Annotated in this window: 23 protein-coding genes; 9 read left to right on the top strand and 14 right to left on the bottom strand. The window is 43.5% G+C overall.

All coding sequences use genetic code 11. From position 1 onward, the window contains the following. Positions 1-102 precede the first annotated feature (102 nt). A complete protein-coding gene (gene addB / locus VK097_RS10660; protein ID WP_324211791.1) occupies positions 103-3,594 on the top strand; it encodes a helicase-exonuclease AddAB subunit AddB in 3,492 nt (1,163 codons plus the stop codon). Continuing rightward, complete coding sequence (gene addA / locus VK097_RS10655) at positions 3,594-7,313, top strand: helicase-exonuclease AddAB subunit AddA (protein ID WP_324211790.1); 3,720 nt, start codon at positions 3,594-3,596, stop codon at positions 7,311-7,313. The genes addB and addA overlap by 1 nt, the downstream gene beginning before the upstream one ends. 305 nt (positions 7,314-7,618) lie before the next feature. Here addA and VK097_RS10650 read toward each other — a convergent pair whose 3' ends face one another. The 6 genes from VK097_RS10650 to VK097_RS10625 form a co-directional block, all read right to left on the bottom strand. After that, positions 7,619-7,837, bottom strand: a complete 219-nt coding sequence (locus VK097_RS10650) for a spore germination protein (protein WP_324211789.1) — start codon at positions 7,835-7,837, stop codon at positions 7,619-7,621. A 69-nt stretch (positions 7,838-7,906) separates the two neighbouring features. Continuing rightward, positions 7,907-8,281: a spore germination protein GerPE gene (locus VK097_RS10645; RefSeq protein WP_324211788.1), complete on the bottom strand. Its 375-nt coding sequence runs from the start codon at positions 8,279-8,281 to the stop codon at positions 7,907-7,909. A gap of 9 nt (positions 8,282-8,290) precedes the next feature. Beyond that, positions 8,291-8,470: a spore germination protein GerPD gene (locus tag VK097_RS10640; protein WP_324211787.1), complete on the bottom strand. Its 180-nt coding sequence runs from the start codon at positions 8,468-8,470 to the stop codon at positions 8,291-8,293. Then, complete coding sequence (gene gerPC / locus VK097_RS10635; RefSeq protein ID WP_324211786.1) at positions 8,451-9,023, bottom strand: spore germination protein GerPC; 573 nt, start codon at positions 9,021-9,023, stop codon at positions 8,451-8,453. Before gerPC ends, VK097_RS10640 begins: the two co-directional genes overlap by 20 nt. 65 nt (positions 9,024-9,088) lie before the next feature. Further along, a complete protein-coding gene (locus VK097_RS10630) occupies positions 9,089-9,292 on the bottom strand; it encodes a spore germination protein GerPE (protein WP_324211785.1) in 204 nt (67 codons plus the stop codon). A gap of 16 nt (positions 9,293-9,308) precedes the next feature. Next, positions 9,309-9,521, bottom strand: coding sequence for a spore germination protein (locus VK097_RS10625; protein ID WP_324211784.1), 213 nt, complete (start codon positions 9,519-9,521; stop codon positions 9,309-9,311). 125 nt (positions 9,522-9,646) lie between these two features. Here VK097_RS10625 and VK097_RS10620 point away from each other — a divergent pair, with 125 nt between their 5' ends. Next, positions 9,647-10,819: a DUF418 domain-containing protein gene (locus VK097_RS10620; protein ID WP_324211783.1), complete on the top strand. Its 1,173-nt coding sequence runs from the start codon at positions 9,647-9,649 to the stop codon at positions 10,817-10,819. A 130-nt stretch (positions 10,820-10,949) separates the two neighbouring features. On the opposite strand, the gene VK097_RS10615 is transcribed toward VK097_RS10620, so the two are convergent. Further along, positions 10,950-12,146 carry an ornithine--oxo-acid transaminase gene (locus VK097_RS10615; RefSeq protein WP_324211782.1) on the bottom strand — a complete coding sequence of 399 codons (1,197 nt, stop codon included), beginning with the start codon at positions 12,144-12,146 and terminating at the stop codon, positions 10,950-10,952. Between the two features lie 159 nt (positions 12,147-12,305). Between VK097_RS10615 and VK097_RS10610 the strand changes: the two genes are divergently transcribed. Further along, positions 12,306-12,671, top strand: a complete 366-nt coding sequence (locus tag VK097_RS10610; RefSeq protein ID WP_324211781.1) for a YisL family protein — start codon at positions 12,306-12,308, stop codon at positions 12,669-12,671. A gap of 276 nt (positions 12,672-12,947) precedes the next feature. Here the strand turns inward: VK097_RS10610 and VK097_RS10605 are convergent, their stop codons facing one another. Further along, complete coding sequence (locus VK097_RS10605) at positions 12,948-13,913, bottom strand: iron-hydroxamate ABC transporter substrate-binding protein (RefSeq protein WP_324211780.1); 966 nt, start codon at positions 13,911-13,913, stop codon at positions 12,948-12,950. 128 nt (positions 13,914-14,041) lie between these two features. Between VK097_RS10605 and VK097_RS10600 the strand changes: the two genes are divergently transcribed. From VK097_RS10600 to VK097_RS10590, 3 genes are all read left to right on the top strand, one after another. Then, positions 14,042-15,061, top strand: a complete 1,020-nt coding sequence (locus tag VK097_RS10600) for a FecCD family ABC transporter permease (RefSeq protein ID WP_324211779.1) — start codon at positions 14,042-14,044, stop codon at positions 15,059-15,061. Next, positions 15,058-16,071: a FecCD family ABC transporter permease gene (locus VK097_RS10595; protein ID WP_324211778.1), complete on the top strand. Its 1,014-nt coding sequence runs from the start codon at positions 15,058-15,060 to the stop codon at positions 16,069-16,071. Before VK097_RS10600 ends, VK097_RS10595 begins: the two co-directional genes overlap by 4 nt. Before the next feature lie 211 nt (positions 16,072-16,282). Further along, positions 16,283-17,779 carry an alpha-amylase family glycosyl hydrolase gene (locus VK097_RS10590; RefSeq protein WP_324211777.1) on the top strand — a complete coding sequence of 499 codons (1,497 nt, stop codon included), beginning with the start codon at positions 16,283-16,285 and terminating at the stop codon, positions 17,777-17,779. A gap of 115 nt (positions 17,780-17,894) precedes the next feature. On the opposite strand, the gene yppF is transcribed toward VK097_RS10590, so the two are convergent. Both yppF and VK097_RS10580 read right to left on the bottom strand, forming a co-directional pair. Further along, on the bottom strand, positions 17,895-18,080 hold the full coding sequence (yppF, locus tag VK097_RS10585) for a YppF family protein (protein WP_324211776.1): 186 nt from the start codon (positions 18,078-18,080) through the stop codon (positions 17,895-17,897). A gap of 536 nt (positions 18,081-18,616) precedes the next feature. Further along, positions 18,617-19,477, bottom strand: a complete 861-nt coding sequence (locus tag VK097_RS10580) for a DegV family protein (RefSeq protein WP_324211775.1) — start codon at positions 19,475-19,477, stop codon at positions 18,617-18,619. A 99-nt stretch (positions 19,478-19,576) separates the two neighbouring features. Here VK097_RS10580 and VK097_RS10575 point away from each other — a divergent pair, with 99 nt between their 5' ends. Beyond that, positions 19,577-20,419, top strand: coding sequence for a YitT family protein (locus VK097_RS10575; protein WP_324211774.1), 843 nt, complete (start codon positions 19,577-19,579; stop codon positions 20,417-20,419). Positions 20,420-20,561: 142 nt separating this feature from the next. Here the strand turns inward: VK097_RS10575 and VK097_RS10570 are convergent, their stop codons facing one another. From VK097_RS10570 to VK097_RS10555, 4 genes are all read right to left on the bottom strand, one after another. Then, positions 20,562-20,825 (bottom strand): NifU N-terminal domain-containing protein, encoded by a 264-nt coding sequence (locus tag VK097_RS10570; RefSeq protein WP_324211773.1) that lies wholly within the window; start codon positions 20,823-20,825, stop codon positions 20,562-20,564. 196 nt (positions 20,826-21,021) lie between these two features. Further along, positions 21,022-21,228 carry a DUF3813 family protein gene (locus VK097_RS10565; protein WP_324211772.1) on the bottom strand — a complete coding sequence of 69 codons (207 nt, stop codon included), beginning with the start codon at positions 21,226-21,228 and terminating at the stop codon, positions 21,022-21,024. Between the two features lies 1 nt (position 21,229). Continuing rightward, on the bottom strand, positions 21,230-21,379 hold the full coding sequence (locus VK097_RS10560; RefSeq protein WP_324211771.1) for a hypothetical protein: 150 nt from the start codon (positions 21,377-21,379) through the stop codon (positions 21,230-21,232). Positions 21,380-21,632: 253 nt separating this feature from the next. Further along, complete coding sequence (locus tag VK097_RS10555; protein ID WP_324211770.1) at positions 21,633-22,466, bottom strand: Cof-type HAD-IIB family hydrolase; 834 nt, start codon at positions 22,464-22,466, stop codon at positions 21,633-21,635. A gap of 182 nt (positions 22,467-22,648) precedes the next feature. Between VK097_RS10555 and VK097_RS10550 the strand changes: the two genes are divergently transcribed. Then, on the top strand, positions 22,649-23,410 hold the full coding sequence (locus tag VK097_RS10550) for an alpha/beta fold hydrolase (RefSeq protein ID WP_324211769.1): 762 nt from the start codon (positions 22,649-22,651) through the stop codon (positions 23,408-23,410). Positions 23,411-23,430: the final 20 nt, after the last annotated feature.

Genomic DNA, 23,430 nt, shown 5'->3' with positions numbered 1-23,430 from the left:
ACGCACCAACTTATACCTTAAGTTACGTCGCAGCTTATGGATTTTGTGTTATAATCAACAATCTTTTAGAAAACAGCCTATTATTTGCAGGGGGCGGAATGTATGGGAGTCCGATTTTTATTAGGCAGAGCCGGAACCGGCAAAAGTGAACGGATTTTGAATGATATACGGCAACAATTAACCGACAACCCACAAGGGTCGCCAATCTTTTATATTGTGCCTGATCAAATGACATTTCAGCAGGAATACGCATTATTTCAGGATGAAGCTATCAAAGGAAGCATCCGTGCCCAGGTGGTCAGTTTTTCGCGGCTTGCATGGCGCGTTATGCAGGAAACCGGCGGCAGCACCAAACAGTTCATCAGCTCGGTCGGAACCCAAATGATGCTCCGTAAAATAATCGCCGAAAAAGAAAGTGAATGGGATATATTTCAGAAGGCTTTGGAGAAACAGGGTTTTCTGGAACAGCTTGAGAACATGATTACTGAGTTCAAACGTTACCGGATTACACCGGAAATGCTGGATTTGCAAATGAGACAGATGCAGCAATTTGTTCATAAAGAACCTGGTGAGGCTGCACTGGCGGGTAAGCTCAATGATCTGGCTTATATCTATGAAAACCTGACGCGTGCAATGGAAGATAAATATATTGATAGTGAGGATCAGCTGCAGCTGCTTGCCGATAAAATACAGGCGGCGCCGCAGCTTGAGAATGCTGATATCTATATCGACGGATTTCACCGGTTTTCACCGAAGGAATTGCTTGTTGTCGAAGCCCTGATGAAAAAATGCAATTCGGTGACGGTGGCATTAACAGCTGATATCCCGGACCAGGATAATCTTTCTGAACTGGATTTGTTTTATCAGACAAAAGAGACATACCAAACATTGCGGACAATCGCACAGGAGAATAACATTCCCATAAAAGAACCGGGCATATTGGACCGGGATGATGGATGGTTACAGAACCGCCCGTATTTTGCTCATTTGGAACAGTACTTTGATGTCAGACCTGCACCTGTATATGACGATGAAGTGCCTATCCAGATCGCCGAGGCGGTTCACCCGCGTGCAGAAGTCGAAGGAGTCGCCCAGGAAATTCTCCGTCTTGTCAGGGAAGAGCATTATCGTTTTAGAGATATAGCGGTCTTTATTCGTCAGACCGATGTCTATCATGATTTGATCGATACGATTTTTGATGACCATGATATACCTGTTTTTATCGATGAAAAACGAAGCATGCTGAATCACTCACTGATTGAATTTATCCGTTCGGTTATGGATATCGTCGAAGGGAATTGGCGTTATGATGCTGTTTTCCGAGTGTTAAAAACAGGATTCATCCCGTCCCGTGATGCCAACCATCCGCTGACTGATGATGCGATCGATGAACTGGAGAATTATGTGCTTGAATATGGCGTCCGGTCCCGGCAACAGTGGTTTGCTGATAACGAATGGGTCTTTCAGCGGTTCCTTGGGTTTGACCAATCAGCCCAGACGGATGCAGAAAGGAAGACACAGCAGCGGATTAATGCGTACCGGAATCAGGTGGTCCTTGCTTTACAAGAATTTGACAAGGAAATCCGCGAGGCTGAAACGGTACGAAAACGATGTGAAATCATCTATTTGCTGCTGGAACAGCTTGATGTGCCCGGCCGGCTTGAAAAAATGCGGGAAACCTTTGACGCGGAAGGCCAAATTGAAAAAGCGCGTGAACAGGAACAAGTATGGAATGCTGTCATTCAGCTGCTGGATGAAATGGTTGAAATGGCCGGTGAAGAGCCGATGACGATGGAAACGTTCCGTGCTGCAATCGAAGCGGGTTTTGAGTCACTGACATTCGCTCACGTTCCGCCAAGTATTGACCATGTCATTGTTGGCACGATTGACCGTTCCCGGATCAGCGGCATGCAATGCTCATTTTTGCTTGGCGTCAATGATGGCGTATGGCCGATGAACCAGGCAGAGGATGGGCTGATTAATGAGCAGGAGCGCAGCATTCTGGCAGAACAGGGAATGGAACTGGCGGAGAGCAGTAAACGGAAACTGCTGGATGACTGGTTTTATATGTATCTGGCATTCACTTTGGCTCAAGATTATTTATGGATCAGCTATCCGCTCAGTGATGAGGAGGGTAAATCAAAAATGCCGTCACAGCTGGTTAAGCGGGTGGAGGATCTGTTTCCTGCTTGCTGTGATCATCTGTTGCTCCAAGACCCTGAAGAGCTGACTGATGCCCAGCGGTTTATCACCACACCGATTAAAACAAGATCAGCGCTGACTGCCCAGCTTGCCCGCAGCCGCAAAGGGTACCCGGTGAAAGAAGTATGGTGGCATGTTTTGAATTGGTACATGCGAAATCAGCCCAAATACAGTACGACATATACCATTTTGCAAAGTCTGTATTACCAAAATCAGCCGGTTAACTTATCACAGCAGACAACTGAACGGCTGTATCCAAAACAGGTGAAGTCCAGTGTGTCACGGCTTGAAACGTATTACCGTTGTTCATATCAGCATTTTGCCCAATACAGTCTGCAGCTGCAGGAACGAAAAATATATAAACTCGATGCACCTGATATTGGTCAGCTTTTTCATGAAGCACTGAAAAAAATCACCGAATGGATTCAGAACTCAGGCAAGGATTTCTCGCAATTAACCCAAAGGGAAGGTGCCGGTTATGCGCAGCAGGCTGTCGAGAAACTTGCACCTGTATTGCAGCATCAGATTTTGCACAGTTCAAACCGCTATAAATATATCCAGCAAAAATTGCAGGACGTTATCACACGCGCAACCTATATTTTAAGTGAGCAGGCACGCCAAAGTGATTTTTCACCGGTAGGGCTTGAGCTTGGTTTTGGTGATAACCAGAAACTCAATCCGGTAACACTGCCGCTCCCGAATGGATTTGAATTAATGCTGCGCGGACGGATTGACCGGGTTGATAAGGCTGAAAGTGCGGAAGGGTTATTTTTGCGGATTATTGATTACAAATCAAGCGAAAAAGGATTAAGTCTGCTTGAGGTTTATTATGGTTTGGCCCTGCAGATGCTGACGTATCTGGATGTTGTACTTTCCCAATCTGAACAATGGCTTGGGGTAAAAGCGTCACCGGCTGGCGTCCTCTACTTCCACGTTCATAATCCAATGGTGTCTGGCAGCATGAAAATGTCCGATGAGGAAATCGAAAAAGAGCTGTTTAAAAAGTACAAAATGCAGGGGCTGCTGCTGTCGGATGAACAAATTGTCAAAATGATGGATACGACGCTGGAATCGGGGAGAAGTCAGATCATCCCGGCAGGTGTTAAAAAGAACGGCGATTTTTACAGCGGTTCAAAAGTTGCTGATAATGAAACGTTCCATAGCCTGCAAAACCACATCCATCATTTGATGACGCAAGCAGGCATTGATATGACATCAGGCGGTGTGCATTTAAATCCGTATCAGTATAAACAACAGGTAGCATGCACCTATTGTCCATTTCTTTCTGTCTGTCAATTTGACTCAAGTTTAGAAGAAAATAACTACCGTAAACTGACCGATATGAAGGATGATGAAATTCTGGATAAGCTCCGTGGAAAGGAGGGATCATGATGGTGAACTGGACAAGAGAACAGGAGGAAGCCATTTATACGGACGGCAGTGACGTGCTTGTTGCTGCTGCAGCAGGATCGGGTAAAACGGCTGTGCTCGTGGAGCGGATTATCCAAAAACTGCTGCGGGGAGAAAACCCGGCAGATATTGACTCACTGCTTGTTGTCACATTTACGAATGCGGCAGCCCAGGAAATGCGAAACAGGGTCGGACTGGCACTGGAACAGGCTTTGGCAAATGATCCGGAGTCCAGCCATTTGAAAAAACAATTATCACTCCTGCAGCGCGCATCGATCTCGACATTGCATTCCTTCTGTCTTGATATCGTCAGGCAACATGCGTATTTGCTCGATATTGATCCGTCATTTCGGATTGCTGATGATATGGAAGCTGATCTGATCAAGCAGGAAGTCATTGATGATCTGTTTGAAGACTGGTATGGAAAAGAAGCAGAGGACCAGCAAAACTTTTTCGCGGTGGTTGACCGTTTCTCCAGTGACCGCAGTGATACGGATGTAGAAAGTCTTGTCCTTGATTTATATACATTTGCAATAAAGAATCCCTGGCCGGAGGAGTGGCTTGACGGACTTGCAGACGTTTATGACATTCCGGAAGACTGGCAGGAGGGCGATTTGGACTGGCTTTCAATCATCAAAAAGGAAGTCAGAAACGAGTTTGAAGCAATCAATCAGGAAATGCAACTGGCAATGGATATAACCAGGGAAAGCGATGGACCATATCATTACGCCGAGACAATCGAATCCGACCTTGCTAATTTGTACGAGGCTAAAGAAAATCTTGATTCCTGGGATGGTTTGCAGCAGTTTATGGCATCCAGTTCATTTGCGCGATTATCCGGAAAAAAAGCCGATTGTGATGAAACAAAGAAAGAAAAAACAAAAAAGCTGCGGGACAATTATAAAAAGCGCTGGAACAACATGAAAGACGGGTGGTTCAGCCGTAATCTGGATGGTCATATTGCCGATATGCAGGAACTGGCTCCGGTCATCAGACAGCTGACGGAAGTGGTCAAACAATTTAAAGCCCGATTTGCTGAACAAAAGCGCGAACGGGCAATTGTTGATTTTTCCGATCTTGAACATTACAGTTTGCAGCTGTTAATGGACGATACATCAAATCCCGGGGGTGTCATACCGTCCAATGTTGCTGTTAACCTGAGGAAGCAATTTACGGAGATTCTGGTTGATGAGTACCAGGATACGAATCTTGTCCAGGAAACGATATTGTCACTGATAAGTGATCAGCAGGGTCCCGGAAATATGTTTATGGTCGGTGATGTGAAACAAAGCATTTACCGATTCCGCCATGCTGAACCATCACTTTTTATTGACAAATATAAACGATTTGCCAGTGATGCGCTGTCAGCGAAGCGGATTGACCTGGCTAGCAACTTCAGGAGCCGGGAGCAAGTTCTTTCAGGCACCAACTATATTTTTAGACAGATTTTGGATGAGTCACTGGGTGAGATTGATTATGAACCGGATGCTGAACTGATTTATGCGAATAACATGTACGATGACTTGACTCACCCTGAACCGGAGCCTGAGCTTGTCATTATTGACCGTGAATCACCGGAAGAAAAAGAGGACTTAACGCCGGAAGAAGAAGACTATCAGGATCTGGAGAAAGCACAGCTTGAAGCGCGTGCCTATGCGGAAAAAATTAAAAGCTGGATTGGCCGGAAAGATAAGGATCCGCTGAAAGTCCATGATAAAACAACTGATACACAACGGGATGTTCAGTACCGTGACATGGTTATTCTGCTCAGGTCCATGACATGGGCGCCCACGATTGTGGATGAGTTGAAAAAACAGGGCATTCCTGTTTATGCCGAGCTTTCAACCGGTTATTTTGAGGCAATCGAAGTGAAAATCATGTTGAATCTGCTGAAAGTGATTGACAACCCAAGGCAGGATATTCCGCTTGCCTCTGTTTTGAAATCACCGATTGTCGGGCTGAATGAGGAGGAGCTTGGTCAGGTGCGGTTAGCCGACAAACGCGGAGCCTACTATGATGCGCTGACAGCGTTCCATAGGCAGAATACAGGTGGTACAGCCGTTAAAGTGGCTAATTTCATGGAAAAATTGAAACAGTACCGGCTTGCTTCTCGGCAGGGAGCTTTATCAGAGCTAATCTGGCAGATTTACAGGGAATCAGGCTATTATGACTTTGTCGGCGGCATGCCGGGAGGACGGCAGCGGCAGGCTAATCTAAGGGCGCTTTATGACCGGGCAAGAGGCTACGAAACAACATCATTCCGCGGTTTATTCAGGTTTTTGAGGTTCATAGAACGAATGGAGGAGCGCGGTGACGATTTAGGAGCTGCAAGAGCGCTCAGTGAACAGGAAGACGTCGTTCGGATTATGACAATTCATAAGAGTAAAGGACTCGAATTTCCCCTCGTCATTCTTGGTGCCATGGATAAGCAGTTTAATATGCAGGATTTGAGCCGGCGCTATTTGTTGCATAAAGACCTTGGCTTTGCCAGCAAATACATTGATCCGGTTAAACGAATCACGTATCCCACGTTGTTCTATCATGCTTTAAAACAGGAAAAATTGCGAGAGATGCTTGCTGAAGAAATGCGTGTTTTATATGTCGCGCTGACACGGGCTAAAGAAAAACTTCTGATGGTCGGCAATGTCGCGTCATTTGCCAAAAAGCAGGAGAAGTGGGAGCAGATAATCGATCATTCCGGCTGGATTTTGCCTGCGCATTACCGCATTCAGTCGAAAACATATTTGGATTGGATCGGCCCCGCATTAATCCGCCACGAGACGAACGATGTTTTGCGGACAATGGAAGTACCCGATCAGGTGCTTGAAGCCATCCGGATTGATCCGTCTGAGTGGAACGTATCGATTGTGCATGGGAGTTCTTTCGCCAATCTGGACGGGGAAGACACTGAAGAAGCCAGCAGACTGAGGGAAAATATTGTAAACTGGGAACCGCTTGATATTGATGACAATGTATATGATCAGGCCGTAGATAACCGGCTGTCGTATACTTACCCATATGAACAAGCAGCACATTCCCGTGCCAAGCAGACCGTTACGGAAATAAAACGGCAGCGTGAACTGAAGGATGAATACAGCAGTGATCAGCTTGTCCAGAAGTTTCAGCCGCCAATCGTCAAGCGTCCGGCGTTTATGCAAAAACAGCAGATGATTACGGCTGCCGAACGCGGAACCGCTATGCATACTGTGATGCAGCATATACCACTGGAAAAACCAATGCAGCCTGATGAAGTTGCCGAATATGTGGAGTCACTGGTCGAACGGGAGATGTTGACAAGCAAGGAAGCAGATGTCATTGATATTCAAGCTGTTGAGGCATTTTTTGAAACCGGCATCGGCCGGCTGGTCATGAACGCCCCGATTGTCTATCGCGAGGTGCCGTTCAGCCTGACACTGCCCGCAAACGAAGTCTATGCCAATTGGACGGGTGAATCAGATGAACACGTATTGATCCAGGGGGTTATTGATTGTGTGATCCCTATGGATGATGGCTGGATTATTCTTGATTACAAGACAGATGCAATTACAGGCGAAGTGACTGATCATGTAAAGGATAATCTTTCCAAACGGTACAAGGTGCAAATGAATCTGTATAAACAGGCTCTGGAACGTATTTGGAAGGAACCGGTCAATACAGCATACCTTTATTTCTTCGCTCGGCAGCTGGAATTAAAAATTTGACCGTATGAATAGTGTTTTGTGTTTACCTGCAGCCGGCGAAGACATGTAAAAAAATCGCTGCAGTTATCTGCAAATGAAACAGATTATCGACAGAACAGCATGGCTATCTGCAGAAGATCGAGAATATCAACAGATGAGTGGAATTATCGACAGATGGAGTACAATATCTGCAGAACAGCGAATTTTTCTGCAGAAAGAAAGCAATATCAACAGAAGGCAGAATATACGCTGCAGAAAGGAGACGGACTCCGAGATTAGTAAATGGAACACAGCAAAAGGTCTGCGCAGCATCTGCTGTGCAGACCTTAAGCGTTTCCTGAAACATTTTGGTCGTTAACATCAGGATCAAGTGGATTAGTTGAACTAACACCATTGTTTGTATTAATGAAATCGCCGGTGTTAAAAGACCCCGAACCGGAACTCGTTTTCGACGTACTTTTTGGCGCCAGGTAGAATGAGTCGCCGAAGTTCATGACGCCCCCATCGACACTGTTAATCTTAATTGGTCCCACTATTGATGGCATAAAAACACCTGCTTAGCTTGTTAAATCTTGCTGTGATAGTTTATGAAATTGACAAGCACCTGTGTGCAATTAAACGCTGGAATATCTGCGGAAGTGTTTTATTCTTGATTCACTGTAAGATTTTTCGAGATTTCCGATCTGGAATAAAGCTGCCTCACTGATACCGATAATGTCTATGTTATTTACGCTTATTGTGTCTGAATGATGAATGGTTTCTTTTTGAACCGGTGTGACGATTTCCGGTAAATTCATTTCACGGTTAAACAAGGAATAATCATTAAAATTAATATTATTTTCAGCTTTAAACCGTGCACCTTCTTTTTGTAAGGCAATGCCTTTCGATGTTGACTGGATATGCTTGGTATCACCGATGTTAAAAATACCGCTGAATGTTAACCCGCCTAAACTGACATAGCCTGCAGAAGCAATTCGTTTTTCCTTCATAAAATCACCTTAACTGGAACTGGCCAGTGGGACAATTGATCCGAGTGCTGCCGCTTCAGGCGGGGTATCGAAAAATGACGACAGGGCAAATTCGTCATTGTCACCGATTAAAAACACGGAAGATGCTGTTACGGTGGTGATCTCAACATTTCCGACGTTCAGATCCCAATTATGGACTTCCATTTTCATTTTGCGGTTCATCCCCTTCCATGTATTTGTTCAGGGAGTGATGGATTTCCTGTTTGATTTGCTCGCTTATATGATCCTTAAGCTGGTTTTCGCTCAATCCCCGATAATTTTGCGTAACTTCATTTTGATAAAATGCGATGCGTTCAGGCAGCTGTTTTGCCATGTCTTCAATAAGTATATCCGAATCTATGTTATCCCGTGAAACATGCTTTTGTGCAGCAATATCAAAAATAATCTGTTCGCCATTTTCATCTAAATACCTGTTTAAATCGGCTGCCAGCTGTTGTTGTAGCGATGATTTTTCGGCGTCTGGCACAGAAAAATCATCAATACCTTCTAAATCTTCCGGTGATAAGCCGATATGAAGTGTTCCATTCAGGTTTTCGATTTTTAGCTGATCGAAGTTATATTCGATTTTTTCAACCGATTGTTTCTGGTTCTGATACGAATCATCTTCAAGGTGCTGTAGCCTCTTTTCCAGTGAGCGGATCTTCCGGTCTTGTTCATTGATATGCTGATAAAGGTTATAAAGGTAGTGATTCCAGCTGTCCATAAGAATGTCCTCCTTATTGGGCAAAGGCCTGCACATAGCATATGCACGACTGTTTGCTATGTGCTTTAATCCGGCTGTCGCAATCGAATGATAGAAGGCTCACCGACTGGCTCGGCTGGTTCAGCAGGTTCGGTATACCCGCCGGTGTTATGAATATCCGATTGGGCACTGATACTTCCGGTACTCCCGATTTGAAACACAGAGGAATTCGATATCGCATTGATTTTAATAAAATGAATCGAAATCGATTGATGAATGGTGAAATTCATGGTAAACACTCCATTATCACGTAATATTCTGGTCAGCATTATCAGTATCTGTTACATTGGTTACTGATCGCCCGAGTCTGATATAGGTTCCATCGCCGGTATTAAAAGAACCGCCGCCGGCAAAGGTTTTTGCAGAGCTTTCCGGGGACATGGAATAAACATCTCCAATGTTGAAGGTACCTGAATCACTTATATTATTAATTTTTACAGCACCAACTTTTGCCGGCATTGAAATATCCTCCTTCTGATATAGTTTATGTGCAGATGCGGAATTGTGAAACTTGGAAGGATCCATAATCGTATAGTGTAGAGTATGATGCAGACATCCGGTTTAACGGAAAGGTTGAAAAAGCCATGAATTTTGCCGAACCATTACATAAATCTGAACGTATGATGTGGATCGATGCAGCCAGAGGGTTTGCGATTTTAGGAATCTTCGTGGTCAATATTGGTGCATTCTCAGCACCGTATTTTTTATATGGCGGGGAGAAAGATGTATGGCCTCTGCCGATAGATCAAACGACTCAAATGCTGATTGACATGTTCTTTCAGGCAAGCTTTTATACGTTATTCTCTGTTTTGTTTGGTTTTGGCCTGCAGATTTTGAAGGAACGCCTGATAGTTAAAGAGATTGCTGTCATGCCATTTTTAATCCGCCGGCTGACCATATTAATTATGTTTGGAATGATCCACGCATTTTTAATCTGGCATGGGGATATTTTGCTGTCATATGGTATTATCGGATTGATTTTTATGGTGTTTATTTACCGGAGTGACCAAACGATATTGCTTTGGGGCTCGTTTATGCTTGGTATCAGCGTATTTCTGTATACGCTTATGTTATATAATATCAGAGCGCTTCTCGGCAGTGCCAGCATGTCTGAAATTAATCGTGCAGAAAGAAGTTATGCAAGTGATGACTTGTCCGCAATTTTGGGGCAGAACCTGAATGACTGGCTTTATTCCAATAGTGTCTTTTCTTATATGCTGCTGGGGACGACACTTTTGCCGCTGTTCCTGTTTGGCGTGTATTTGGCCAGAAAACGCTGGCTGCACAATCCTCAGGCACATAGACAGAAGCTTTTAGCCGGCTGGATCATCAGTTTAATCGTGTTTATTGTTCTGAAGATGGGACCGCATCTATACGGGAATCCGGTGTGGTTTTCATACGTACAGGACAATGTCGGCGGAACTGCCTCAGCAATCTTTTATTTATTCTCGATTACACTGCTTGGCCAAAGTATGCTTGGTAAAAAAATGCTGAAGCCGTTCAGTTATATTGGACGAATGTCGCTGAGCAATTATATACTCCAATCACTATTCTGTTTTGTGCTGTTTTATGGTGTTGGTTTTGGGTTGTATGGGTCGGTCAGACCGGTACAGGCTATGGGGATTGTTGTCCTGTTTTATGTGATTCAGGTTTTTGCCAGCAAATGGTGGCTCGCGAAATTTCGGTATGGTCCGCTGGAATGGGTCTGGCGGAGTTTGACTTATAAACGGAAACAGCCGTTGCGTGAGAGAGAATAATTTGGTGTGGTATTTGACAGATATGGGCGCGAGAGCGGGAACATGGGTGCGAAAGCTGGAATATTAGCAGAAGGCGACAAGTAAATAAGAAGAACAGGCCTCCCCATTTCGTGGAAGCCTGCAATTCACTTTATGATCCTAATACTTCTTTGATGTGGCCGATCGCCCATTCAAGATCTTCTTTTTCAATGATGAGCGGCGGGGCAAAGCGGATGACATTTTCGTGTGTTTCTTTGCACAGAAGTCCTTTTTCTTTCAATGCTTCACAATACGGCCGTGCCGCTTCAGTCAGTTCAACACCAATAAATAAGCCTTTGCCGCGCACTTCTTTTATTTTCGGGTTGTTGATTTTCTTCAGTTCGTCCATCATGTAATTGCCAAGTTCCTGTGAACGGTCAGCTAATTTTTCTTCTTCAAGCACTTCCAGTGATGCCGTAGAGACAGCACATGCCAGCGGGTTGCCGCCAAATGTCGATCCGTGTGATCCCGGATTGAATACACCGAGGATATTTTTATTGGCCACTACAGCTGAGATCGGAAATACGCCGCCGCCCAGTGCTTTACCCAGAATCAGAACATCGGGTGTAACGTCTTCCCAGTCGCAGGCGAACATTTTGCCTGTACGTGCAAGGCCTGACTGAATTTCATCAGCTATATACAGCACATTATTTTCTGCACAGATATCATATGCTTCCTTCAAAAATCCTTCCGGCGGGATGTTGATACCCGCTTCACCCTGAATCGGCTCGAATAGAAAGGCAGCTGTATTTTCATTAATTGCTTCTTTCAGTGCGTCGACATCACCGTAAGGAATGGTTTTGATTCCTGGAAGAAGCGGGCCAAATCCGCGCTGATATTCTTCCTCCGATGACAAGGAAACAGCTGTCATGGTACGGCCGTGGAAGTTACCCTCAGCAACAATGATTTCAGCGTTATTTTCTGTAACACCTTTGACATCGTATGCCCAGCGGCGTGCAGCTTTTACAGCCGTTTCCACAGCTTCCGCACCGGTATTCATCGGGAGCGTCATTTCTTTATTGGTCAGTTTGCAGATCTTTTCATACCATGGACCAAGCTGGTCATTATGAAATGCACGGGAAGTCAGGGTGACAGCATCTGCCTGTTTTTTCAGTGCATCGATGATTTTTGGATGACGATGACCCTGGTTTAATGCGGAATATGAACTCAACATATCCATGTATCGGTTGCCTTCAGGATCCTCAACCCATACACCTTCCGCTTTGTTTATTACAACTGGTAGGGGATGATAGTTTTTCGCACCATATTCCTGTGTCTGATCAATAATTTCCTGACTTGTGTTCGCCATATTATCCCTCCGAATTAAAAAATACCGTTCATCTTGAGTATAACAGGTTTTATTTAAATTTACTTCAGGGAAGTTCAATAAACTTTCAAATGATTTTCCTGGCAGGACATGTTAAAATAGGTAAAAGCAAGTAGGTATTTGAAGGAGGAACGGTTGAATATGAGTACACATTTGCACGTGACTGCGTGGGTTTTGGCATTTATTCTCTTTATTGTTGTTGTCATACTTAATAAGTCAGGCAAAGCTAAAGGTGGCAAAATCCTGCAAATGATTCTGCGCCTGGATTATTTATTAATTCTTTATTCCGGCGGCACATTGCTCGCTGCATATTTTAACGGTCCGCAGATGGGCGAAGCAATTTTCAAGGGGCTTGCCGGTATTTGGGCGATTTTTGCAATGGAAATGATCAGCTTGAAATCCGGCCGGGAAGAACCGACAAAAAGCTGGTGGATTCAGCTCGTCATTGCAATATTGCTGACACTGATTTTAGGTTTCGGCCGGCTTGGATTAGGGTTTTTGCCATAGGCTGTACAAGAAACAAGGACTTTCCCATTGGCGGAAGTCCTTTTTAATTCTTTTTCTCAAATTCCCATAAAACAAAAAGATGTCATGGCTTTCAGGAAAATCCATGACATCATTTTTCCTGCATGTAAAGGTCGTAAAGGTCAGTAACCCGCCAAAGAACACCGGGTAACTAGCCCTAACCCTAAATGTCCGATTCTGCAATCATTCAGCAGAGAAATATACTCTGCTGAATGAAGTTTCGCTTTATCTGTGACATTCGATGATAATAAAAGAAGATTACTCGGCGAGTGTTTCAATCACGTCATCGATTGTTTTTTTGGATGCAATTAATCCTTTGTTTGTCCAGTTACTTGGTTTATTTATCGTATATACGTTGCCATTTTCAACTGCGGGTGTACTTTGCCAAACGGAACTTTCCTTTAGGGTTTGTAGTCCTGGTTCACCTTTTTCTGCCAAAAGAAACACATGATCCGCTTTTAATTGAGAAAGTTTTTCCAGAGAGATAGGATTCCATTGCGTTTGAGCTTTACCAAGTTCCTTGACTAATTCAGGCTGGTTGATACCGAGTTCGGAATAAAGTACTTCTGCGCTGTGACGGTTTTGTTCAAATAAAAAGAATTGATCTCCTTTAGCCCATACGGCCGCCACCGTTTCATCGCCGATTGCATTGTTTAATGTTTCTTTTGCATTGGCAACTTTATCATCATACTGATTCAGGACTTTGTCCGCCTTTGATTCCTTGCCAAGTATTTTGCCGAAAGTATCGATTTGCTTGCGCCAGTTATTGGTTGTTTCTTCAGTCATGACATATGTCGGGGCAATCTTTTGATAATCTTCATAAGACCCTTCATAACTGTCCGTGCCATTTTCTAAAATAAGTAAATCCGGTTCATGCTTTAGAACTTGTTCCTGAGGCATATTCCATTCAAGTTTTGGAACCTCTTTCAACTGGCCTTCCAGATAGCCTTGAACTGTTTGCCCGATTGCCCATTTAGCTACTGGCTTAACACCTAAAGCAAGTAATGCATCTTCATGGAAAGGGGCGATGATACGCTCAGTATTTCCGGGGATAGTCACCTCACCCTTTGCACTATCCAGTGTCACGTCAGATGTACGCTGGTTATCCTGATCACCGGAAGCTGAATCGCTGTCACTATCATTGCCGTTACAGGCGGTGATCAGTAGCGTTAACAGCAATAAAAAACCTATTATTAATAAACGGGAATTGTTTATTATTCGCATATGTGAGTCTCCTCTATGTTATAATAGTTTTCTAACGGTAATGATAATCATTTTCAATTACTATGTCAATTGCTTTAACACGATTGCAGTGAGCAATATAATTCATTATAGATGTGCAGGAGTAAATCATGTTATCCAATATTCAGCAATCAAAATTTCTTAAATTAATGATCGTGATGTTGACCTTAATCGCACTGTTCTTTTCCATAGGCCTTTCGGTTTCCTTTGGAGCGGCAGATATTCATTTATCGACTGTATGGCAGGCAGTCGCCAACTTTAATGATAACCTTACATCCCATAAGGTGATTCAGGAGTTACGATTACCGAGAGCTTTTGCGGCTGCAATGACAGGTGCTTTTTTAGCGGTGTCAGGTGCGGTTATGCAAGGTTTAACACGCAACCCTTTAGCATCACCTTCTATTATGGGGGTGACAAATGGAGCAGCATTTGCACTTGTGTTAGTGATGGCTTTTTATCCTGCTGTGTCAAATTTCGGGATGACCATTGCTTCATTTGCAGGTGCCGGGATCGCCGTTGCATTGATTTTTATGATTGGTTCTTTTTCCACAGGTGGTTTGACGCCGGTTAAACTTGCATTAGCCGGGGTTGCAATTGGTACATTGTTAAGTTCGCTTTCATCAGTGATTGCGCTTCACTTTCAGCTGGAAAAGCAGCTGGGATTCTGGATGGCAGGCGGATTAGCTGGAACAGACTGGACGTCAAATCAGGTTCTGCTTATTTCCGGTATTATCGGTATCGTGATTGCTCTTATGATTTCCAAATCGATGACAGTACTTAATCTTGGGGAAGATGTCGCTGCAGGGCTTGGCCAAAATAATATCGTGATCAAAATAATGGGGATTTTAACCGTTCTATTATTGACGGGGGCAGCTGTGTCTGTTGCGGGTGCAATTGGTTTTATAGGGCTTATTATTCCACATATGACACGTTTTATAATGGGGACAGATTATCGGTGGATCATTCCTGTCTCAGCATTGTTCGGAGCCCTGCTGCTCGTTTTGTCAGATGTCGTTTCACGGCTGGTCAATGCACCATATGAAACGCCTGTCGGTGCGATAACATCACTTATCGGTGTTCCTTTCTTCTTGTATCTTGCCCGGGGAAGAAGCGGGGGTGATAAAAAATGACCCAGATAAACAAGCACAAATCAAGACGGTTTATCGGTGTAATAATGTTATTGATTCTGTTAATTATCGTTATGTTTTTTATGACTTTGGGAACAGGTGTCATCAATATATCACCGCTGGATGTCATCCGGACATTGCTGGGGAGTGGAACTGATCGGCAGGAGCTGGTACTATTTGAATTTCGCTTGCCAAGAATTACTTTAGCCCTCTTAATAGGCACGGGCCTTGCAGTGTCTGGTGCTATACTGCAGAGTATTACGCAGAATGATTTGGCTGAACCGGGTATTTTGGGCATTAATACGGGAGCAGGATTTGCAGTTGTTTTATTTATATTCTTTTTACAGGACTTAATGGGCAATGTTTTCTCTGTTCTAGTCATGCCATTATTCGCTCTGATGGGTGCCTTATTGGCAGCACTATTGATCTATGTGCTTGCATGGAAAAATGGTGTTAGTCCAATCAGGCTGGTACTTGTGGGGATAGGTATAAATGCAGGATTTTCCGCGGCATTGGTTATCCTTCAGCTGAAAATGAACCCGCAGGACTTTCGTCAGGCGACTGTATGGCTGTCTGGTGATATATGGAGTGCTAACTGGACGTTTGTTCTTGCACTGCTGCCGTGGATACTGATACTTGTCCCATACGCCCTTCAAAAATCGAATACTTTAAATGTGCTGAATTTGGGAGACGACATTGCAGGAGGGCTCGGATCAAAAGTGGAAAACGATCGGCGTCTGCTGCTGATCATAGCTGTTGCTCTGGCTGGTGCAAGTGTTGCAGCCGGTGGTGCCATCGCTTTTTTGGGACTTGTTGTCCCACATATTGCCCGAAGAATTATTGGACCATTGCATCAATATACCATTCCAATTTCTGCTTTGATGGGGGGCTTGCTTTTAATGGTGTCTGATACGATTGGGAAAAATTTATTGACATCAATGGAAATACCGGTTGGGATCGTTGTAGCCATACTCAGTGCCCCTTATTTTGTATATTTGCTAATCAAAGAATAATGAACCCTTAAGTAAAGGAATTAAGTTATGCAGCAATAATTATGAAGGATTTTTAACAATATATCGATTGGCATTGACTATCCATATAAAACGTTAATAATAGAAAAAGAACGCATATTTCGCATGTAATGGACAGTGACCCGCTTTAAACGGAAACTACTGTCCCTCAATGCCCGAATGAAGCACACAACACATATGAAGGAGTACATATATGAAACGCCTATGTTCAGTATTTTTTGTGGTTCCGTTGTTGTTTGGATTTTCCGGTACTGCTGCTTTAGCGGAACAAAATCCAATCGACAGCGAAATCTTTTATCAAATTCTGGTTGATCGCTTTAATAATGGTGACAGCACCCTGGATGATCAGATCGATCTTGATGATCCGGCTGCCTATCACGGTGGGGATTTACAGGGGATTACCGATAAACTTGGACACTTAAAGGAAATGGGTTATACGACACTGGTCTTATCCCCGATTATGGAAAATTCGTCCGATGGCTATCATGGTTATTGGGTTGAGGATTTTTATGAAGTGGATGACCAGTTCGGAACGATGGCTGATTTGAAAGAATTGGTAAAAGAGGCACACGCGAACGATATGAAAATTGTACTGGAATTTGTGACAAATTATGTGTCCGAAAATCACTCAATGACAGATAATCCGGATAAACGTGATTGGATTAAAGAAGGCAGCGGTAAGCCGTCTTTCCGGTGGCAGGAGCAAACAGCTGTGCTCGACCAGTCCAATCCTGAGGTGCAGGATTTCTTAACGGACGTGGCAGATTATTGGATTGAAGAAGCTAATATAGACGGGTATAAATTTCATGCTGCCGACAAAGCAAATCAGGCATTTTTAGATGAGCTGACAACCCATATCCGCAGCAACAACCCTGAATTCTATATGTTGGGAGATATATCGAATGCAGAATCATATAACGGTAATCTCACTGAAAATACAGCTATACAAGCAGTTGAAAATCATGCATTATATGAACCGCTGACTGAAGTGTTTGCCAATGCCGGGACACCGCTGACAAACATTCGTGAAACGTGGCAATCTATTGGTGGACAGGGCGTATTAAACTATCTGGATAATCAGCATACAACACGGTTCACCCAAAGATTCCAGGAGAATGGGCGGAACAATGTAACAGCATGGAAGTTGGCGTTAACTTATCTGTATACTGCCCCGGGTGCTCCGATGGTTTATCAAGGATCGGAAATCCCAATGGGCGGTGACGGTTTTCCTGAAAATCAGCAGCTGATTAAATGGAACAGCTCGGATGAGGATTTACAGCAATTTACCGACCGGGTCGGGGCACTTCGTTCACAATTTCCGGCACTGCAGCATGGCGATTATGAGCTGGTGGATTCCAGCGGTGCAATGAGTTTATTTAAGCGGTCATACGAGGGTGAAACGCTCTTCATTGCGATTAATAACGATACGGAATCACAGGATGTGTTAGTGGATGGAGTTGCATCCGGCAAACAACTGAAAGGGCTGCTCGGTGATAACCTTGTAAGAGAAAATGAAAATGGGGAATTCCGGGTCGGTCTGCCGCGCGAGACTGCTGAAGTTTATGTTGTTCAGGAAGACGCCGGTCTAAATTGGACAGTGATTGCTCCGGTTGCAGCTATTTTTATGATATTTATCGCAGGCATCATCTATCTGACCAGACAGCAAAAAAAGCGGGAAGCTGACGCATAATTGCACAGCCTCCCTTTAAGGGACAGTAACCCGCCCAAACACGGCGGCTAACTGTCCCTCAATGCCCGATTCTATTCAACTAACATTCAGCGGGGAAAAGCAATCCGCTCAATTATCATGCAAGTTCATGGGCTGAAATTGCCCCCTGGCGATGCAAATAATGATAAATCTTCCGGTAGTCATTTATGTTAATATCGCCAGTGATGTATTTCTGCTGATAAAAATCCAATAAAGCATTAATTGATTCTGGCGGCTGATGTCGTTCTGTTTCAAAAATCGTGATTAGCTCGAAAATACTCACCTGAATCCTCCTTTACTAATATTTCCGGTTTAGGTTGTCCTATGGGAAATATATGTGCAGAGGAAGAGAAACATGACAGGTGACATTGGCAGCAAGACCTCCATTACTAATAGTACAAGGAAATTAGGAAAAATAAGCGGGTGATCAGCTGCCCGTAACGGTCGTCAGTTTAATTGAAAAGGGCTTAAATTTACACAACAAAGGGTACCCAGACTTATTGGATACCCTTTGTTCTTGTTTAGGGAGCTATCAAATTCCGTGGTTTTGTATAACTTTTGTGATTCTGCGGCGGGAATGGAATCAAAGGGGTTGAATAATTCGCCCGAGGACCTGCCAATTTCGCGCGAAGTTCATGTGATATCGCGCGGCTCCCATGGAATTTCGCGCAAGGTTGGCATAAAATCGCGTAACGAGCCATGGATTTCGCGCGACGTGCACCTCTTTCATAATGTGCTATATTTATATTGACCATCAAAAACTAAATAAAGCATTTTTTATGACATTCTTAATCCAATTAGTTTCAATCAGTCTAATGACTATTTATAGTTGCTGTTTAAAAAGAAAATGGCAAGCGTACCGGGACCGGAATGTGCACCGATTGTTGAGCCGACCATTTCGATCAGGACATCTTTAGCATCAAATTTTTCTTTAACCATGTCGGCGATTCTTTCTGCTTTCTCTAAATCATCACCATGACTGATGCCGATGGTCTGATTTGAAAAGTCGATGCCGCGCTCTTCCATAATATCGAGCATTCGGTTCAAAAGCTTCTTGGACCCGCGGATTTTCTCGAGCGGAACCAGTTTACCGTCTTCCACATGAAGGATTGGTTTGATTTTGAGAAATGACCCGACGAATGCAGCTGTTTTACTGACGCGGCCGCCACGATACAGGTATTCAAGATCATCGACGGTAAAAATATGTTCCATGTGTTCAGAATGATAGGTTGCTGTATCAATAATTTCCCTGCTGCCGGCACCATCTTTAGCCAGCTGGGCTGCACGGAGAATGACAAGGCCGTACCCGATTGATGCACATTTTGTATCAACCACATGGAGTTCAGCATCTGGGTAGGCTTCTTTTACTTCCTGCTCCATCATTTTGGCGGTCTGGTATGTACCTGATAGTTCTGAAGAGAAGGCAAGATACACTAATGGTTGATTTGCTTCGGCGTACGATGTAAAAATAGTTTTAAAGGCTTGCGGCGATACTTGGGATGTTTTTGGGCTTTTTCCTTCCCGCATAGCGTCATATACCTTTTTTGGCTTAATGTCAATGCTGTCTTGATATTCCTGACCGTCAAGATGAACAGTTAAAGGTATCATTTCTATGTCATATGTTTTATAATGAGTCTCGGACAAATCACATGCAGAATCAGCAAGAATTTTAATCGTCATTTTAACACCTACATTCCACGGAATTATTATTTACTTAAGTTTAAAACTATACAGAAGAATAGTCAAAAAATAGTATATGCCCGGAAGAGGAGGGAAAGAATGTTTTACGTTGAAGCAAAACGAATCATTATTGTTATATTTGGAGCTCTCTTAAATGCTTTATCACTGAATTTATTCCTGATTTCAGCACATGTATATGCAAGCGGATTTACAGGTGCGGCACAGCTGTTTTCCAGTATATTCAATGATTTTCTGAATATTGGCTTGTCGACCGGTATCATTTTATTCGTATTAAACATTCCAGTGGCGATATTGGGCTGGTACAAAGTCGGCAAAGGATTTACCATTTACAGTGTCATTTCAGTCCTTGTGACAACAGTTTTCCTGGAGGCTATTCCTGTTGTATCACTTTCAGAGGATATTATCTTAAATGCCGTGTTCGGCGGTGTCCTCGGCGGCACCGGTGTCGGGCTGACATTAAGGCATGGTGCCTCCACAGGCGGCATGGATATTGTTGCTATGGTATTATCCCGGATGAACGACAGACCGATTGGGATTTATTTTCTGACGTTGAATTCAATCATAATTGCTATGGCCGGAGTTTTATATGAACCGGAAAACGCCTTGTATACATTATTGACATTATATGTGACGACCCGTGTGATTGATGCCCTCCATACACGTCATGAAAAAGTAACCGCTATGATTATTACTCATAAAGCGGAAGAACTGCAAAAGGCAATCCACGATACAATGGTTCGTGGCATCACGATCCTTCCTGCTAAAGGGGCTTATACACGGGATGACAAAAGTATGATGTACCTCGTTGTCACTCGGTATGAGCTTTACGATCTTGAGCGGATCATTGGGGAAGTGGATCCGAATGCTTTCACGAATATTGTCCAGACAACCGGCATTTTTGGATTTTTCAGACGCGATTAAAACTTGGTAAATACAAGTGTCTTATACGATAAAATACAAAAAGACGAGACTGCTGATGAAAAACATGCTTTGATTAACTTAAGCAAGGAAATAAAAAAAGACAGCAACATAAAATTGCTGTCTTTTTCCAGCTATGTATAACTCAGTAGCCGTATTTTTCGATGACGTCAATCACTTTGGGCTGCAGTTCATCCCATTCAACGTCAAAGGCTTTATTGACGGTAATGAAATTCTGATATCCAAATACGTTATCGACACCATTCACTTCCATCAGATCATTTAAAATATCGTGTTCGCTTGTATCGCCTGGCATGACGGAAATACTGCTGTCACCTTCAAAAATAAGACTGTCGGTCGTAAATTTCAATGCGTTCGGGTTTGGCGTAGTTTCAGCTCTTACTCCCATTATTCTTACCTCCATCGTTATCCATACTTGTCTCTATTCTAACAGAAAATAATCAGAAGGAAAACACCCTTATCCGGATATACGGATAAGGGTGTTCATACATGTTAGAATCCCGCTTTTCATCATACATTAATGAATGGTGGATCGTTAACATCGCATGATTGTTGCTGCCAAGGTTTTGACTGATGCTTGGAGGTTACTGCAATTGTTGTTGTTGCCTCAATTGCTGCTCAAGCTGCTGCAGCTGCTGTTGCTCTTCGGCTGATGCCTGGTTTTTGGCAGCCTGAATTGCATTTTGTGCAGCCTGCTGTTCCTGCTGGTTTGCATTACCTTGAGCGTTTGTTAATTGGTTAACGGCATTCCTGGCGCGCTGCATCAAATTATTGTTCTGTTGCTGTGCCATGTTAAACCCCTCCTAATGTGTGGCTGTCAGTGTCATCCTGATTGCGTTTCACTTCTGAAAAACGCGTTCTGTACGGAAACAGTTCGTCATGTTTTTTGACAGCATCAGCACTGTGCTGGGCGAACCGTCTTGACTTGCTGTTTTTTCCCATCGGCAATTCCTCCCATGGAGTAAGCCTTGTGCAAACGGCAGAATTTCCGTGCAGGAAGTCATCAAAGCAAATAAGAAAGTGAACGCTTTATGCGTTCACTTCTAGTTTGGTCCGAAATCAGCCTGATATGACAGGAAATTTTTAGAGCTTATTTAAAAATAATACACTGAGTGTGTGTTCAAGAAGGAGGATAAAGCTTGATCCAGCGGGATGATTTTCTCCGCTGAATGTTAGTTGAATAGGAATATCCTTACTAAACCACGTTGGTCTGAAGCTTTAAATAATCATCCAGGAAAATGCTGATTCCATCATTTTCATTCGTATCAGTAACATGTTTGGCAACAGATTTCAGCTCATCGATTGCATTGTCCATCGCAACACCCACACCTGCATAGTCAATCATTTCGAGATCGTTGTCTTCATCTCCGAATGCAATAATGCGCTCATCCGGGATATGATAATAATGTGCAATTTTTTGCAGCCCAACGGCTTTGTTCAGCCCTTTTTTGACAATCTCGATAATATTCCACGGGGCACCCCATTTACGGTGCTCAATCACCTCTGCGTGGAAATCGTCCAAATGCTGTCTTAGTGAGTTGATATTGTCTTCTTTAGGATGAATCAGCAGTGAGGTCGGGTCAGTTTGCAGCTTATTTTTAAGACTTCCGATTGTAATAGGTGAATCATCTTGCCGCGTCGTTTGAAAAATTTCCATTATCTTTTCGTCGTATCGATCCATGTATACATTATCCATTACTTCGGCGAGAATGTTATGAACGTTCAGGCCATAACATGCCTCAACTATCCGGTGTGCTGTCCTGACCGGCATAGGGTTGTGCAGCACATCCCATTTATCATCAGCCGGATGATGGATTAAAGCCCCGTTAAAATTAACCATTGGTGTATCGAGTGCGAGCGTGTGGTAGTAATCGATGCTGGCACGGTGTGGTCTCCCGGTTGCAATGACAACGATATGGCCTTCGTCGATTGCTTTTTTTAGTGTCTCCCGGTTGCGCATACTGATTTGTTTGTCATCGGTCAATAATGTTCCATCCAGATCCAGTGCAATTAGATGTTTGCCTTCCATAAATTTTCACCTCGTATTCTTTATAGTTTATAGGTGATGGTACAATATGTAAAGGATTCGTGAGCATTTTGTAAAAACTACATCGATTTAACCAAGGAGCCCCGTCGAAATCTTTGATTTAGGTAAGTAGTTGGCATTATGATATTGATTAGAAACAAATTTACAGGAAGGGAACCTTGGTTATGATAGGAGTATCTCGCAATAAGATTGCCTCAATAAATTGTCTCGTTATTGTCGATCACACAAATGAAAACGAAGCGCTGCCAACGCTTACATATTTTCACGGTTTTACCAGTGCAAAAGAACATAATCTGCCGCTCGCTTACTTGCTTGCTGAGGAAGGGTTTCGGGTTATTCTTCCCGACAGCATGTATCACGGTGAGCGTGAGAAAGAAATATCCAGCATTAAAAAGCAAGTATCATTCTGGGATATTGTGATGCAGAATATAGAGGAATTAAAGGACATCCGGGATGAGCTGAATGCAAAAGGGTATATAGCTGATGGGCGTTTTGGCGTTGCCGGCACGAGTATGGGCGGGATCACAACTGCTGCAGCACTGACCCAATATCCATGGGTTAAAACGGCAGGGATACTGATGGGCTCACCGAAAATCACGACATATGCAAAAACACTGGTTGACAGCTTTAAGAAAATGGGTAATTTGCCTGTAACTGAAGACGTGATTGAGCATTTGTATCATCGGCTTGAACAGTATGATTTGTCAAAGCAGGCAGATAAACTGAATGAACGCCCCGTCCTGTTCTGGCATGGCGAAAATGATGCGGTGGTGCCATTTGACCATTCATACACGTTTTATGAAGACGCCAGACGCTATTACACCGACCAGAAAAAGATCCGGTTTATCAAAGAGGAAAACCGGGATCATAAAGTAAGCCGTTATGCTGTACTGGAAACGGTGAATTGGTTTAAGACATATTTATAAAGATCTGCTTATGTTATATT

Origin of the sequence: Lentibacillus sp. (assembly GCF_035301675.1) — a bacterium.
In the GTDB taxonomy this organism is placed as follows: Bacteria; Bacillota; Bacilli; order Bacillales; family Amphibacillaceae; genus Lentibacillus.
The sequence above is the reverse complement of the archived record's forward strand: the minus strand, read 5'-3'. Positions and strand labels throughout refer to the sequence as shown.